This is a genomic window from Citrobacter sp. 50677481 (genome assembly GCF_001463265.1).
Classification (GTDB): domain Bacteria; phylum Pseudomonadota; class Gammaproteobacteria; order Enterobacterales; family Enterobacteriaceae; genus Citrobacter_A; species Citrobacter_A sedlakii.
In genome coordinates this window covers 44,851-59,272 of the sequence record NZ_LNHZ01000054.1, presented here as the reverse complement: position 1 = coordinate 59,272, position 14,422 = coordinate 44,851, and the positions used below count along the sequence as shown (strand labels likewise).

Sequence of the window (14,422 nt, the reverse complement as noted above, 5' to 3'; positions counted from 1 at the left end):
ACTATCAGATATTTTCTGCGCCCTGCAGGTTAACAACCGGCGGCGATATAGTCACCGTTCGCGCTAATCGGGATCACCGTTAAAAACAACACGGCGGCAAAGAGGATCAGCAGCACGCCGCCGATGATTTTTACCGCGGGCGCGAGCCATTTCGCCACGGGATGGCCTGTACCAAACCAGGCCAATGTCTGACTACGCGCATAGCGTACCGCCAGCGACAATCCCATGATCGACAGCGCGGTGCCAAAGGACATGGTCATGACCGCGGCGATCCCCCAACTGATAATGCCAAGGGCATTGGAAAAAAGCAGGATCATGATAGCGCCGCTGCAGGGGCGGGCGCCGATGGCGAGAATTACGCCCAGACGGGTTTTCCAGTTGCTGTCCGTCAGGTCGCGTCCCACTCCGTGATGACCACATCCGCACTTCTCATTATGGAGATGCTGGGGCGTTACGCGCGTAAAACGTGTAAAGGTGACGGGACGCAGGGACAGAAATGCCTGATAAATCAGAAATCCGCCAAAACCGGCGATTAACACGGCGCTGATTTTCTCGACATACCAGCGGCTGGTACTGAGATCGCCTGAGGCGAAGTTAAAGCCTATCGCCAGAATAAACACGAACAGAATCGCGCTCACCCCCTGCATCAGGCTGCCTATAAACGGCACAACCCGCACGGCCAGCAAACTCTCTTTATTGGCGCTCAGATACGTGGTGACGATGAATTTCCCATGCCCCGGGCCCACCGCATGCAGCACGCCATAGATAAACGCGCCGATCAGCAGCCAGAACCCGCCGCTGTACTGATGATTATTTAACTGGAGCAGGTACATCACCAGATAACGGTGCAGCGTGATTTGCGCGGCCAGACACCACTGAATAAACGCCCCCCAGTGTAGATGCAGGGTATATCCCATGATCAACAGCGTCAGGGTCAGGAGCCAGGCCAGCGTCAGACGTCGCGAGGGGGTGCGTTGTAACAGGGACATAATTAAACCCGGTGATGAATACGTAAAAAGTATAACTGCTGCTATTCGCTAAAGGGAAATTTCTCGCTAAGCCGCGCGGAATCTGAGGGGAAGATTATTTCGTCTGGGATTTTTCGCTTGATCATAGTCAATCGTCTGACAAGCATACTCCTTTATGATGAGAATTGATTACTTATTAATAATAACTATGGATGCAATGTGGGAAATAAAACATGGAAATAAAAGAGTGGCTCAACGCCAAATTGTCCCGACGAGATGCCGTCACCGGCACGGCGAAAGTGGGGGCCGCTGTTGCCCTGAGTAACGCGATAACCCTTCCTTTTTCGACCTCTGCCCACGCCGACACCCCTTCCGATGCGACACCCGCCGCGAATGGCGAAACCGTCCGCCATAGCGCTTGCCTCGTTAACTGCGGCAGCCGCTGCCCGCTAAAGGTGATCGTTAAAGACGATCGTATCGTACGTATCGAACCGGAAGATGCGAAAGACGACGCGGTCTTTGGCGAGCACCAGATACGTCCCTGTCTGCGCGGCCGTTCCAGCCGCTGGCGCGTCTACAGCCCGGATCGCATTAAGTATCCGATGAAGCGCGTGGGTAAACGTGGCGAAGGAAAATTCAAACGTATTTCCTGGGACGAAGCGACCGCCTTTATCGCTGCGGAAATGAAGCGCGTGACGGAGAAATATGGCCGCGAAGCGATTTACTATAACTATCAGTCCGGCGCGTACTATCACACCCAGGGATCGCCAGCCTGGAAGCGTCTGCTTAACCTTACCGGCGGCTATCTGAACTATCACAACACCTACTCCACCGCGCAAATCGCCACTGCGACGCCTTACACCCACGGCACCTACGTGGGCAGCCACTTCACCCAAATAGCCCATTCCGATCTGGTGGTGCTGTTTGGCCTTAACCTGTCTGAAACGCGTATGTCCGGCGGCGGGCAGGTGGAAGAACTGCGTCGCGCGCTGGAGACCTCTAAAGCGCGAGTAGTCATTATCGATCCTCGCTATACCGACTCAGTGGTGACGGAACATGCGGAATGGCTGCCGATTCGCCCGACCACCGATGCCGCGCTGGTGGCCGGTATCGCCCATACACTGATTAGCGAGCAGCTTATTGACGAAGCACAGGTCAATAAATACTGCGTCGGCTATGACAGCAGTACGCTACCGGAAGGCGCGGCGCCGAATGCCAGCTATAAAGATTACGTGCTGGGCACTGGCGATGATGGGATAGCGAAAACGCCAGAGTGGGCGGCGGATATCACCGGTATTCCGGCGGCGCGCATCCGCCAACTGGCGCGGGATATCGCCTCGGCGCGCGCCTGCTACATTTGTCAGGGTTGGGGACCGCAGCGTCACGCCAATGGCGAACAGACCGTGCGCGCGATCCAGACGCTGCCCGCGTTAACCGGCCATTTCGGCCTGCCAGGCACCAATAATGGTAACTGGCCATACGGTACACCGTACGGCGTACCGCTGTTGCCAATTCTGACCAACCCGGTAAAAACCTCCATTCCCTGTTATCTGTGGACCGACGCCATTCAAAGTCCGGAGAAAATGACTGCCACCACGATGGGGGTGAAAAACGCCGAGCGGCTAAAAACCGGTATCAAATTATTCTTTAATCAGGCCGGTAATACCCTGCTGAATCAGCACGGTGAAACCAACCGTACGCGTAAAATCCTCGCTGACGAAACGCTGTGCGAAACCATTATCGTCATTGAAAACCATATGACGCCGAGCGCGAAGTACGCCGATATCCTGCTCCCGGAAACCAGCTATCTGGAAGCGGAAGATCTGGTTGACAGTTCTTACGCGGCAGGGTCGCACAACTATATGATCGCCCTCCAAAAAACGGTGACCCCGATGTGGGAAGTGCGCAGCACCTATGACATCTGCGCCGATATTGCCGGACACCTGGGGCTGCGCGAGGAATATACCGAAGGGCGAACCCAGGCGCAGTGGGCGGAAATGCATTATCAGCAGATCCGCGAAAAGCGTCCGTATCTGCCGGAGTGGTCGGTGGCGAAAGAGATGGGCGTGATCGATCAGCGCGTCGCGACAGAAAAACAAAGCCTGGCGTTTGCCGACTTCCGCGCCGATGCCGAGGCGAACCCGCTGACCACACCATCCGGGAAGATCGAGATTTATTCTCAGGCGCTGGCGGATCTGGAGAAAGCCTGGACACTACCGGAAGGCGATCGTATTCCGGCGATTCCGGAGTTCTGCGTGGTAAAAGAGTCGCACCTGAACAAGGCGTTGACGGCAAAATACCCGCTCCAGTTGAGCGGCTTCCATACCAAAGGCCATACCCACTCTACCTATACCAACGTGCTGATGCTGCATGAAGCGGTTCCGGACGAAGTGTGGATCAACCCGATCGACGCTAACGCGCGTCAGCTTAAGTCCGGCGACCTGGTGCATGTGTTTAACGATCGCGGGACCGTGGCGATCCCTTGCAAGGTAACGCAGCGCATTCTGCCGGGCGTAGTGGCGATGCCGCAGGGCGCGTGGACCCGGCTGGACAGCAATGGCGTGGACGTTGGCGGATGCATCAACACTCTGACCAGCCATTTGCCGTCGCCGCTGGCGAAAGGGAATCCACAGCATACCAACCTGGTCGATATCAAACGCGCTTAAGGAGTGAACCACAATGAAACAGTATGGCTTTTACGTTGACTCCTCGCGCTGCTCCGGCTGTAAAACCTGCCAGGTCAGCTGCAAGGATAACAAAGATCTGGACGTCGGCCCGAAATTCCGTCGCGTGTATGAATACGGCGGCGGCAGTTGGGTGAAAGAGGGCGAGAGCTGGCACAACGACACCTTTACCTATTATCTCTCTATTGCCTGCAACCATTGCGACGAGCCGGTGTGCGTCTCTGGTTGTCCGACCGGGGCGATGCACAAGCGTGAAGAGGACGGTCTGGTGCTGGTGGATGATAGCGTCTGCGTGGGCTGCCGATATTGCGAAATGCGTTGCCCGTACGGCGCGCCGCAGTTCGATGCGCAGGCGAAAGTCATGCGCAAGTGCGACGGCTGTCTCGACCGCCTGGAGCGTAATCTGCGCCCGATCTGTGTGGAGTCCTGCCCGCAGCGCGCGCTGGATTTTGGTCCGATCGACGAGCTGCGCGCGAAATATGGCAGTGAAAACGAAATCGCGCCGCTGCCGTCCGCGTCGTTTACCCATCCTAACCTGATTATTAAGCCGCACCCGAAGGCGCGCGCGTCGGGGGACAAGGAAGGGGCAATTGTGAACATGGGGGAGGTGCGCCATGCATGAGTTACCGCTGGTCTTTTTTACCGTCTTTACCCAAAGCGCGGTTGGGGCGTTTATTCTGCTGTTGATCGGCGGCACGCTCGGGCAGATTGACGCCCGACGAATGGCGGTGGGGCTGTTTTCCGTCATGTGTCTGTTTGGTGTTGGCGTCCTGCTGGGGATCTTCCATGTCGGCCAGCCGCTGCGCGCGCTGAATATGCTGTTGCGCGTCGGGCATTCGCCTATGAGCAATGAAATCGTGCTGTCGGCGGTGTTTGCTACGCTGGGCGGGCTGGGGTCCCTCGGGCTTCTGCTCAACCGTGGCGCCGCGCTGTGTAAGGGGCTGGTGTGGCTGGCGGCGATCGTCGGCGTGGTCTTTATTCTGGCGATTCCGCAGATCTACCAGTTGCCAACGGTAGTGACGTGGCGTTCCTCTTATACCACCGTGATGATGGTGCTGACGCCGCTCATTGGCGGCGGTATTCTCGCCGGGCTGTTTGGTTTGCGCCTGGGACTGTTGATCAGCGTGCTGGCGATCCTCGTCAGCTTCTGTCTGCGTCCTGGCTATATGTCGACGCTTATGAGCGCTGACGGCGCCCTGACCGCGGCGCAAGCCAGTTGGTTCACCGCGCAGGCGGTGCTGCTGGCGGCGGGTATCGTGGGCGTGGTTGTCTGGTCGCGACTGAAAACGAACGTAGCGGTGCTCGCGGCGACGGCGCTGGTGGTGATCGCCGCGGAGTTAGTTGGCCGTATCGCGTTCTACAATCTCTGGACGCTGCCGATGTAACCCTACCTGTCAGGCCTGCGGCGCTAACCTGTGGGCCTGACAAGCGTAGCGCCAACAGGCAATACTCAGGCATTTTTCAGGAGCTTTACTATGCCAACCCGTGCCGTATTACCGCGTATCCTCGGCGCACTGTTTTACTGGTCGCCGGAAAAGCCAGACGTCAAGGCGCTTATCGACTGTCTGCCGACGCTGCCGGAGCTGTATCCGTGGCGCGATCTGACGCCGATCTCACGTTTATGCGCCGACTGGCCGCAGCCCGACGCGGACGCGCTGGCCTGGCAGTTTTCGGTCCTGTTTGAAGGGCAGGGCGACATGCCTGTACCGCCCTGGGGATCGGTCTGGCTGGAGCGGGATAACCTGCTGATGGGCGACACAACCGCAGAATACCGTGCGTTTTTACAGTCTCACGGTATGGCCTTTGACGCCCGCCATACCGAACCGGAAGATCAGTTCGGACTGATGCTGCTGGCCTACAGCGCGCTGCTTGAGCAGGGGAATGACGCCGCCGCGAATACGCTGCTGGAAACACATTTACTGCCGTGGGGGTATCGCTATCTCGCGCTGCTGCATGCCAACGCGATCAGTCCGTTCTATTCCCGTCTTGCTGCGGTGGCGGAATGTTATCTGCGGGACGTTGAACAGCAGCAGGCGTTGCAACCGCCAGCGAAACGGCTTTATTTCGGATGAATAAATCGGAGAAATATTATCAGGAACTGATGACTCACCGGCACGTGAGCCGCCGGGGGCTGTTTCGCGCCTTCGTCAGCGCGGCAAAACATACCGCGCCCGAAAATGCCTCTTTTCACCTTTCCCACCCTCTGCCGCCGGGCGCGTTGCCAGACGCGCTTTTTAGCGTGCAATGTACCCGCTGTCATCACTGTATTGATGCCTGCCCGATGGGCATTCTGTCGCCGCACGACGATGGCTTCCCACAGCTGGCAATTGACTACGCCAGCTGCGACGGCTGCGGGTTGTGCATCGCCGCCTGCGCCTCCGGCGCGCTGCGTCCACAAATGCGTCCGGACACTGGTTTGCGTCCCGTGTTTCACGACGCCTGCGTAAACCCGGCGCGCGCCTGTAATCAGTGTGTGGAGGCGTGCCCGGAACAGGCCTGCGCTATCAGCGCCAGCGGTGTCCCCACGGTGGATGCCGAACGCTGTAACGGCTGCGGAGAATGCCGTGTGCAGTGCGGTTACGATGCCGTTAGGCTGGAGCGGTAGGGGTTGAAATAAGCGAGGATGTTCCTGAATTAAACGTTATTCATCGCGTTTCCGCTTATTCACGAGTGTTGTTAGAAAAATTATTTCTGCCGTTTATATGAATTATCCTAAGTCTTTTTTTTATGTCTTAGGAATATTCCCGCCTCAATTCCTCATGTGTTTAGGATTAATCACACAGCTTCGCGAGATATAACATCCTGTTTTTTGTTTTTGCGAGTTATCAATGCGTATCTTTTCCATAGCAAATGTAGTGCTTTGTGGTGAATTTTTGATTTGATATCATTTTGCACAGTTCGAAGGAATGGCGGTAATTAAGATTGAATAATTTCAACTTTAATTATTACCAGAACATTTCCGGAACAAAACCAAGAGTTGTTTTCTACAGAGCGAAATATCGATCGCGACGTGATGACTCTTTATTTCTCAGGATATTGGTACAAACAGGATATTGTTATGAAACTGAATAAAGTTGCTATGGCTGTTGCTTTCACTGCTGCTCTGGGCTCTATGTCGGTATTAGCTGACACGACGAATGGCCAGATCGAATTTCAGGGTGAACTGGTGAATACCGCCTGCGGTCTGGCGCCAGGTTCCAGCCCGGTTGTTGTTGATTTTGGTCAGATCCCTGTTTCTGCACTGGCAAACGGTGCGCGCGCCGGTAACGTGCATCAGAACATCGAACTGCAGCACTGCGACACCACCGTCGCTTCTACCGCTGAAGTGTCTTACAACCCGACCAGCGTGAACCCGACTGATGCCACTCTCGCAGCCTTCACTTCCGGCACCGCGTCTGGCGCAGGTATCGGCCTGCGCGACAGCGCCAGCCAGGACGTGGTCTGGGGCCAGGCGACTACCCCGGTTCAGCTGGTTAACGGCACCAATACCATTCCGTTTGTGGCTTATGTGAAAGCAGAAAGCGCGAGCGCGACCGTGGCGGCTGGTTCCTTCCAGTCAACGGTTAACTTCGAGATTGCTTACCAGTAATCCATTTGCAGGTCTGAGTGCGGGAGCGATTCCCGCACTTATTTCAGCGCGTTATTCGTACCAGGGAGGGACAACATGAAATCAGGCAACGCAAGCGTTATTTCGCTGTATTTGTGTGCTCTGGTGGCATCGGCTTCTGCTTCAGGTGCAACCGTGACGCCGGGAAAATTAGCCATGAGCGGTGAGCTCATTGAAGCCGCTTGCAGTCTGGACCCGACAAGCCGCGATGTGGAAGTCGAATTTGGCAATGTGTCTGCCAGCCAGATTAACCGCAATGATGAAGGCAATATTACGCGGCCATTTCGGGTACGCCTTACCGGTTGCTCGATTGTAAAAAGAGGCAATGACGGTTCGCTGTATCCTTATGCCTCAGTCACTTTTATTGGCAGCGCGGCGGCATCCGATCCGACTACATTATTAATTAGCGGCAAGGCGGACGGTTTTGGCATTCAGCTGCGTGACAGCCACGGTGAAATATTAACGCTTGGGCAGCCTTCCCGGGGATATGAACTGAGCGACAGTGATAACGATTTAAAATTTACCGCATCACTGGTGCCGGTAGAGAAATATATAAAGGCGGGTGAATTTACAGCCGTTGCGCAATTTTTTATGGATTACAACTAACAAAATAACAATAACGTAGCGGGAAGCAGGACGTTTTTTACGGATTTATTCGGGATGAAAATCATGTCGGTAAAATTAAAAACAAAGATAACGATAATAGCCCTTCATGTGATGAGCTGCTGCTATGCGGCACCGGTGTGGGCGGAAGAAAGCGTTGAATTTAATACCGATGTCCTGGATGCTGCAGATCGTACGCGTATCGATCTGTCGCGCTTTGCGACGGACAACTACGTTACCCCTGGCGACTACCTGTTAGATATTCGTATCAATGGCCAGCCGGTGGGGCAGGAGAAGATTCGTTATATTGATGCTCCCGAAGGCAAACGCACGCTGCCGTGCATTAATGGCGACCTGCTGGACAAACTGGCGCTGAAAGAAGACGCGCGTATGCAGGTTACTCAGGTGTATGAAAACTGCTATTCACTGCAAAGCCTGCCGGGGGCGAAATTAAGCAACTATGCCGGCGTACTGGAGATCACAGTGCCGCAGGCGTGGATGAAATATAACGATCCTGACTGGACGCCTCCCGAACGCTGGGATCAGGGCATCGCCGGGCTGATTTTCGACTACAGCCTCAACGGGCAGATTACCCGCCAGTTCAACGATCATGAAAACTACAGTTCGCTTTCCGGCTACGGCCAGGCGGGCGCCAATATTGGCGGCTGGCGTCTGCGCGGCGAGTATCAGACCAGCTACTACAGCCAGAACCATCAGTTCGATTTCGACTGGAATCAGATTTACGCATACCGTCCGTTACCGATGATGGCGGCAAAGCTGACGCTCGGTGAGATCTACCTGAATTCGCAGGTATTTGACACGGTGCGTTTCACCGGGATCAACCTCGCCAGCGATGAGCGGATGTTGCCGCCAGCGCTACAGGGCTATGCCCCCGAAATTCACGGTATCGCCCGTACGAACGCCAAAGTCACCGTCAGCCAGAGCGGGCGCGTTATCTATGAAACCACCGTACCCGCCGGTCCGTTTAATATTCAGGATCTGCGCAGTTCGGTGCGCGGTACGCTCGATGTGCGCGTGGAAGAACAGGACGGATCGGTTTCTACCTTCCAGGTGAACACCGCCAATATTCCGTACCTAACGCGTCCGGGCTATGTACGCTACAACATTTCGGGCGGTACGCCGTCGCGCTACAACCATAAGCTTCAGGGGCCAACCTTCCTCTCCGGCGATTTCTCCTGGGGGGTCAGCAACGCGTGGTCGCTGTACGGCGGCCTGCAATCCTCCGGTGAAGAATACACCGCCGCCTCGCTGGGTATTGGCCGCGACCTCAACCTTTTCGGCGCGATATCGGTCGATGCCACCGAGTCCTGGAGCCGCAAGCCGGACGGCGAACGGCTCAAAGGGACTTCTTATAAGCTCAGCTACGCGAAAACGTTTGATGAGTACCACAGCTCCATCACTTTCGCGGGCTACCGCTTCTCGCAGGAAGATTTCCGCTCAATGGCGCAATACCTCGATGAGCGCTACGAAGGCTATGACCACCTGGGCCGCGAAAAAGAACTTTATACCATTACCGGGAATAAAACGTTCTGGGCTGACGAACCGGGCAAAGCGACCACGGTCTTCCTGACCTGGACGCATCAGAACTACTGGGATAAGCGCAGCCAGGACCGTTACGGCATGTCGGTGGGACGCTCTTTCCGTATTGGAAACATTAACGGTATTACCGCCAATCTCTCTGCTTATCGTACGGACTATAAAGGGCGTAAAGATGACTCTATCTCATTTTCCCTGTCAGTACCGGTGGGCGACAACCGATGGGCGGGGCTGGATGTGCAGACCAACAACGGCAAAACCAGCCCGATGGCCTCCTATTCCGACAACAGCGACTTCAACAATCTGTGGCGTATTCGCGCAGGCGCCAGCCAGCAAGGCAACGCCAGCGTTGACGGTTATTACAACCATCGCTCGCAGGTGGCGGAAATTAATACCAACGCCAGCTATCGCCAGAATGAATACATGGCGCTGAGCACCACGTTACGTGGCGGCTTTACGGCGACCCGACACGGCGCGGCGATGCATAACAGCGGCGCGACGCTGAACACCGCGCGGGTGATGGTCGACACCAACGGTATTGGCGGCGTCCCGCTCAACGGCGAGAAGTCGCGCACCAATCGCTTTGGTATCGCCGTGGTGCCGGACGTGGTGAGTTACAACAGCTTCGACACCCGCGTGGATGTGGATGCAATGGCCAGCGATATCGAACCGTCGAAAGCCATCAGCACCACGACGCTTACCGAAGGGGCGATTGGTTATCAGGCCTTCGGCATGGCGAAAGGGATGAAGATGATGGGCACGCTGCGCCTCGCGGATAACAGCGTCCCGCCGTTCGGCGCGGAAGTGTATAACGCCGACGGCGTCAGCGTCGCGATGGTGCTGGAAGACGGCAAAGCCTGGCTTGCCGGGGTCAATGCCAACGAAACACTGAACGTGATGTGGGGCGGCAAAAAGCAGTGCCAGATCACGATACCGCCGGGAGCGGCAGAGGGACGTGCGGACGCGCTATTGCCGTGCCGCTAACGCCGGAATGAACGAGCTATCTCACTGTAATAAAAGGCCAAAAATGAGCAAAAAAAGACATAACGGATACCTGCTGGCGGCGTTAGCGCTGTGCACAGTCGGCGGCTATGCGCAGGCAGGCGTCTCGCTGGATCGGACCCGCGTGATTATTACGGAGAAAGATGCGTCATCAAGCGCCAATCTGAGCAACACCAGCCCGGACGTCCCGTTCCTCGCCCAGTCATGGGTGGAAGATGAGAAGGGGAACAAGATCACGTCGCCGCTGCTGGTGTTACCTCCGCTACAGCGGATTAACGGTGGGCAGAAAGGGATCGCGCGCGTGACCAAAACCGACGGTATCGAAAAGCTGCCGAAGGACAGAGAGAGCCTGTTCTATCTCAACGTCCGGGAGATCCCGCCGAAGCCGGACAAACCGAACACGCTACAGCTGGCGATGCAGTCGCGCATCAAGCTGTTTTACCGCCCGGCGGCGGTGATCCCGAAGTCAAAAAGTGAAGTCTGGCAGGATCAGGTGGTGTTCCATAAGAACGGCAGCAAGATGACGGCCGAGAACCCGACGCCTTACTACATCACCATTCTTGGCTTGTCGAAAGGCGCCGGACAGAAGATCACCAAATTCCCGGGGATCATGGTCGCGCCGAAATCAAGCAAGCAGTTTGATGTGACAGACGCAAGCGTCAATCAGTTCTCAATGATGTTTGTGAATGACTATGGCGGTCACCCGGAACTGAAATTCCGTTGCGATGGCAACACCTGTAAAGCGTTGCCGCCTGCTCAACAGGGTTAATCAAGAAGGAACCTGACAATGCAAAATCCTTTTCCATGTATTGCCCTCCTGGCGATGGGCGTGACGTTTTCCAGTTCGGCGGACGTACCGGTACAGCCGCAGCACAATGCGCTGGAGCAGGTCGGCGAAGATAGCGGCATTGTCCGGTTTCACGGCTCGGTGTATGCCTCTCCCTGCGTGTTTATGACACAGGGACGTATCCAGGACGTCGAACTGGGTGACATTAGCGCCCAGCGTTTTCATCAGGCGGGCGATCGCAGCCAGCCGGTGCGCTTCAAGCTGTATCTGAAAGATTGCCTGAAAGGGGCGTCGCAGGCGCGGGGAAGCCTGGCTTCCCGTACCACCGGCGAAGACTGGCGCGCGTATAGCACTGGCGAGCAGGCCGTGCAAATGACGTTTGTCGGCGAGGCGGATATCAACAATACGCAACTGCTGCGCACGACCGGTACCACCCGCGGCGCGGGTGTTCGCCTGCTGGATAAAAGCGGCAATGCGCTGGACGTCGGGCAGACCCATGCCCCCTGGCTGATTAAAAACGGCGACAGCGAGCTGAGCTTTATGGCGGCGCTGGAGTCTACCGGCACCCACGTCAGCGCCGGTGAGTTTAGTAGCCTGGTGCGCCTGAAGATGGAGTATCTGTAATGAATGTATCAGGCCTGTTGCGCCGCAAAGCGTCGGCTGTACTGGTGGCTTGCGCACTCGGGATGCCGGGAGCCGCATGGTCGGCGGTGGATGGCGAAATTGAGCCGGTCGGCGGCACTTATGACTATATGGTCAACATTAACAATACGAACATTACCAATAATCAGCCAGGGTCAACCTATACGGATACGTTTGACCTGGCCGGGATGTTCCAGGGCCGCGCTTACTGTTCTGTGCCGATGACGAATCAGGCGGTGTACTACACGGCGCAGGCGACGTTAACCCAGCAGGGGAGCAACCCGGATTATCTGAAGCTCAATGACTATATGGACGTCAAAATTGAGATCTATATCGGCGGAACGGTGCGGGACTATAAAGTGGTTCCGTTTACAGGTCTGTCCAACGGGATTGAGCAAAACTATTGCAACGTGCCGAGTACGATTCTGGATAACGAGTTTGCTTCCGGGGCTAAGGGAAGGGTGACCTTTATGATCACCAAACCCATTATCAACGGCGTGAACTTACAGGGGTCCGAAATCGCTAAGCTGTTTGGGCGTCTCGGGCCAGGGGCCATCGGCGGCACGCCGTTATCGCGCATTACCATCGCCTCCGGGGTGATCACTGTACCGGATAAGTGCGTGGTGAACCAGGGGACGCCGATTGTCGTTGATTTCGGCACGATTCCGGGCACCGGCAGCGCGCTGGACGGCAATAATTTCAGCCAGCACGTGCCGATTCACGTGAAGTGCGAAGGCGGCAGCTTTTCCCAGGGGGCGCTGAATATCAAGCTTGGTATCCAGCAGCCTAACCCGGCCTTCACGGACGGCTCGTACCTGAGCACGCAGGGCACCGGCGGCGTCGATCGTTCGATGCTGGGTATTGCGCTACGCGACGCTCAGCGCAATCTCATTAAGCCGAACACCTTTTATAACGTGCCCGGATTTGCGAATAACGAGGGCGACTGGAATCTGGTTGCCGCACCGATCGCCCAAAGCGCGACGTCGACAGTTCCGGAAGGCGAATTTCACGCGTCGGCCACGGTCGTGGCTGAATTCCAGTAAGGAGGGAATATGCAGCGCATTATGATGATCCTCGCCTGTTTCGTGACGACGCTTATCACCCCCTCCGCATGGGCGCTGGGGCAGCTGATCGGCGGCGATTTGAGCTTTAAGGGTGTGGTGATGGCCTATCCGTGCAGCATCGCGCCTGAGTCAGAGCGGGTGCCGGTCGACTTTGGCAACATATCAACCAAGTCTTTGTACATTAACGGCAAAACGGTCCCCGTGCCCTTCACCATCAAGCTTCAGGGCTGTACCCCGAGCGTTTTTAACAGCGTAACGGTGACGTTCAGCGGGACGGCTAACCCTAATCTCGCGGATCGGTTGGCGATCAGCGCCACCGCGCCAGGTAACGCAAGCGGCGTGGGTATTGGTCTGCTGGAGGCCGACGACACCCCGGTACAGCTGAACGCCGCCACGACTCCGGTGGCCATTAACGACACGATTTTACGGCTGAACTTTCAGGCGTTCGTTGAAGCGGAGCCAGATGCCTTAGCAAACGGAACCCTTACCACCGGGCCATTTACCGCGACGGCGAATTACACATTGAGCTATCAGTAGCGCGTCAACAGGGATTTGAGGCATGGTGTATCAGTGTTTTCTTTATGATAAGAATTTCTTTTATTCGCAAGGCTTAAAAACGGTAATTGCCCGTTTAGTCGGCGAGCAGGCTGAGACGCAATATTCCTTAACCGATGATTACGCCCAGCTGATTTCTGTGCTCCAGACAAAAGTCGATGATCATCATCGACTGCTGATTCTTTGCGATCTTGACAGTTTGCCGCAAGAGCGTTTTCGCGCGCTGCAACTGATGAAAGATTTTTATCAGCAGGAAGATAAAAGTCTGGTGATTTTATTGAGCGAGCATAATTTGCCGCTGTTTTTTGCGCTCTATACCATATTGCCGAGTGCGCACTGGTTATTGAAAAGTGAAAATATCGACAATATCGGTCCCTTTTTTCAGGATCTGTTTGATAAAGGTCATCGGGGATGCTGCTTTAGCCACTCGCTGGTGAACTACACACGGCAAAAACTGCACAACAGGGAAGAAGATTACACCATTTCCGGTAATGAGTGGTGGCTAATGGAAGAAATATTCAAAGGGAAATCATTGTCGCAGATTTCCGATGAAGTGAACGTGGACGTGCGTCGCCTGAGTTATATCAAGCGCCATTTAATGAAGCGGCTGAATATCCGCAACAATATTGCCCTGTTCGCGGCGTTTAAGGGAATTATGCCCTGAGCGTGTGGAAAATTTTTGGCGAACGCTTTCGCCGAATTCCCGGTGCAAATGAATGCACCTTATTAAACCTTAATGAAGGAAAACAGAAATGAAAACATTAACTGCGATCGAAGCTGCAATGGTTGTGGGCGGAACCTGCAAAACCTGCGAAACAACCTATCAGAACGTGACTATCGGTGGCGTAACCTCCTGTAAGGAACTGACGACCTGCACCGACAAACACGGCAGCACCACAACCATGAAAGATGCTGACTCCAGCAAATGTGGCGGTATCCCGAACCGTTTCTAA

General features: G+C 55.5%; 15 protein-coding genes. 14 read left to right on the top strand and 1 reads right to left on the bottom strand.

Annotated elements, in window-relative coordinates; genetic code table 11:
* Nucleotides 1–29: 29 nt before the first annotated feature.
* The gene (locus APU02_RS14315; protein ID WP_239692873.1) at nt 30–917 is read right to left on the bottom strand and encodes a nickel/cobalt transporter; all 888 of its coding nucleotides are present in this window, start codon (nt 915–917) and stop codon (nt 30–32) included.
* 284 nt (nt 918–1,201) lie between these two features.
* Between APU02_RS14315 and APU02_RS14310 the strand changes: the two genes are divergently transcribed.
* The 14 genes from APU02_RS14310 to APU02_RS14245 all read left to right on the top strand — a co-directional run bounded on the left by APU02_RS14310 (nt 1,202) and on the right by APU02_RS14245 (nt 14,422).
* Nucleotides 1,202–3,634 (top strand): DMSO/selenate family reductase complex A subunit, encoded by a 2,433-nt coding sequence (locus APU02_RS14310; protein WP_060570371.1) that lies wholly within the window; start codon nt 1,202–1,204, stop codon nt 3,632–3,634.
* A gap of 13 nt (nt 3,635–3,647) precedes the next feature.
* A complete protein-coding gene (locus APU02_RS14305; RefSeq protein ID WP_042291014.1) occupies nt 3,648–4,274 on the top strand; it encodes a DMSO/selenate family reductase complex B subunit in 627 nt (208 codons plus the stop codon).
* Nucleotides 4,267–5,037, top strand: a complete 771-nt coding sequence (locus APU02_RS14300) for a DmsC/YnfH family molybdoenzyme membrane anchor subunit (RefSeq protein WP_042291011.1) — start codon at nt 4,267–4,269, stop codon at nt 5,035–5,037. Before APU02_RS14305 ends, APU02_RS14300 begins: the two co-directional genes overlap by 8 nt.
* Nucleotides 5,038–5,127: 90 nt before the next feature.
* The gene (locus APU02_RS14295) at nt 5,128–5,724 is read left to right on the top strand and encodes a molecular chaperone (protein ID WP_042291009.1); all 597 of its coding nucleotides are present in this window, start codon (nt 5,128–5,130) and stop codon (nt 5,722–5,724) included.
* A 29-nt stretch (nt 5,725–5,753) separates the two neighbouring features.
* Nucleotides 5,754–6,257 carry a ferredoxin-type protein NapF gene (napF, locus tag APU02_RS14290; protein WP_239692872.1) on the top strand — a complete coding sequence of 168 codons (504 nt, stop codon included), beginning with the start codon at nt 5,754–5,756 and terminating at the stop codon, nt 6,255–6,257.
* A gap of 453 nt (nt 6,258–6,710) precedes the next feature.
* The gene (locus APU02_RS14285) at nt 6,711–7,241 is read left to right on the top strand and encodes a fimbrial protein (RefSeq protein ID WP_060570369.1); all 531 of its coding nucleotides are present in this window, start codon (nt 6,711–6,713) and stop codon (nt 7,239–7,241) included.
* 75 nt (nt 7,242–7,316) lie between these two features.
* Nucleotides 7,317–7,865: a fimbrial protein gene (locus APU02_RS14280; protein ID WP_060570368.1), complete on the top strand. Its 549-nt coding sequence runs from the start codon at nt 7,317–7,319 to the stop codon at nt 7,863–7,865.
* Nucleotides 7,866–7,928: 63 nt separating this feature from the next.
* Nucleotides 7,929–10,403: a fimbria/pilus outer membrane usher protein gene (locus tag APU02_RS14275; RefSeq protein WP_060570448.1), complete on the top strand. Its 2,475-nt coding sequence runs from the start codon at nt 7,929–7,931 to the stop codon at nt 10,401–10,403.
* A gap of 43 nt (nt 10,404–10,446) precedes the next feature.
* Nucleotides 10,447–11,190: a molecular chaperone gene (locus APU02_RS14270; protein ID WP_060570367.1), complete on the top strand. Its 744-nt coding sequence runs from the start codon at nt 10,447–10,449 to the stop codon at nt 11,188–11,190.
* 18 nt (nt 11,191–11,208) lie between these two features.
* Nucleotides 11,209–11,832: a fimbrial protein gene (locus APU02_RS14265; protein ID WP_060570366.1), complete on the top strand. Its 624-nt coding sequence runs from the start codon at nt 11,209–11,211 to the stop codon at nt 11,830–11,832.
* Between the two features lie 62 nt (nt 11,833–11,894).
* Nucleotides 11,895–12,893, top strand: coding sequence for a fimbrial protein (locus APU02_RS14260; RefSeq protein WP_229264118.1), 999 nt, complete (start codon nt 11,895–11,897; stop codon nt 12,891–12,893).
* Between the two features lie 9 nt (nt 12,894–12,902).
* Entirely contained in the window at nt 12,903–13,451 is a 549-nt protein-coding gene (locus APU02_RS14255) for a fimbrial protein (protein WP_060570364.1), read from the top strand.
* A gap of 22 nt (nt 13,452–13,473) precedes the next feature.
* Nucleotides 13,474–14,133 (top strand): transcriptional regulator, encoded by a 660-nt coding sequence (locus APU02_RS14250; protein WP_060570363.1) that lies wholly within the window; start codon nt 13,474–13,476, stop codon nt 14,131–14,133.
* Nucleotides 14,134–14,221: 88 nt separating this feature from the next.
* On the top strand, nt 14,222–14,422 hold the full coding sequence (locus APU02_RS14245; RefSeq protein WP_060570362.1) for a DUF4762 family protein: 201 nt from the start codon (nt 14,222–14,224) through the stop codon (nt 14,420–14,422).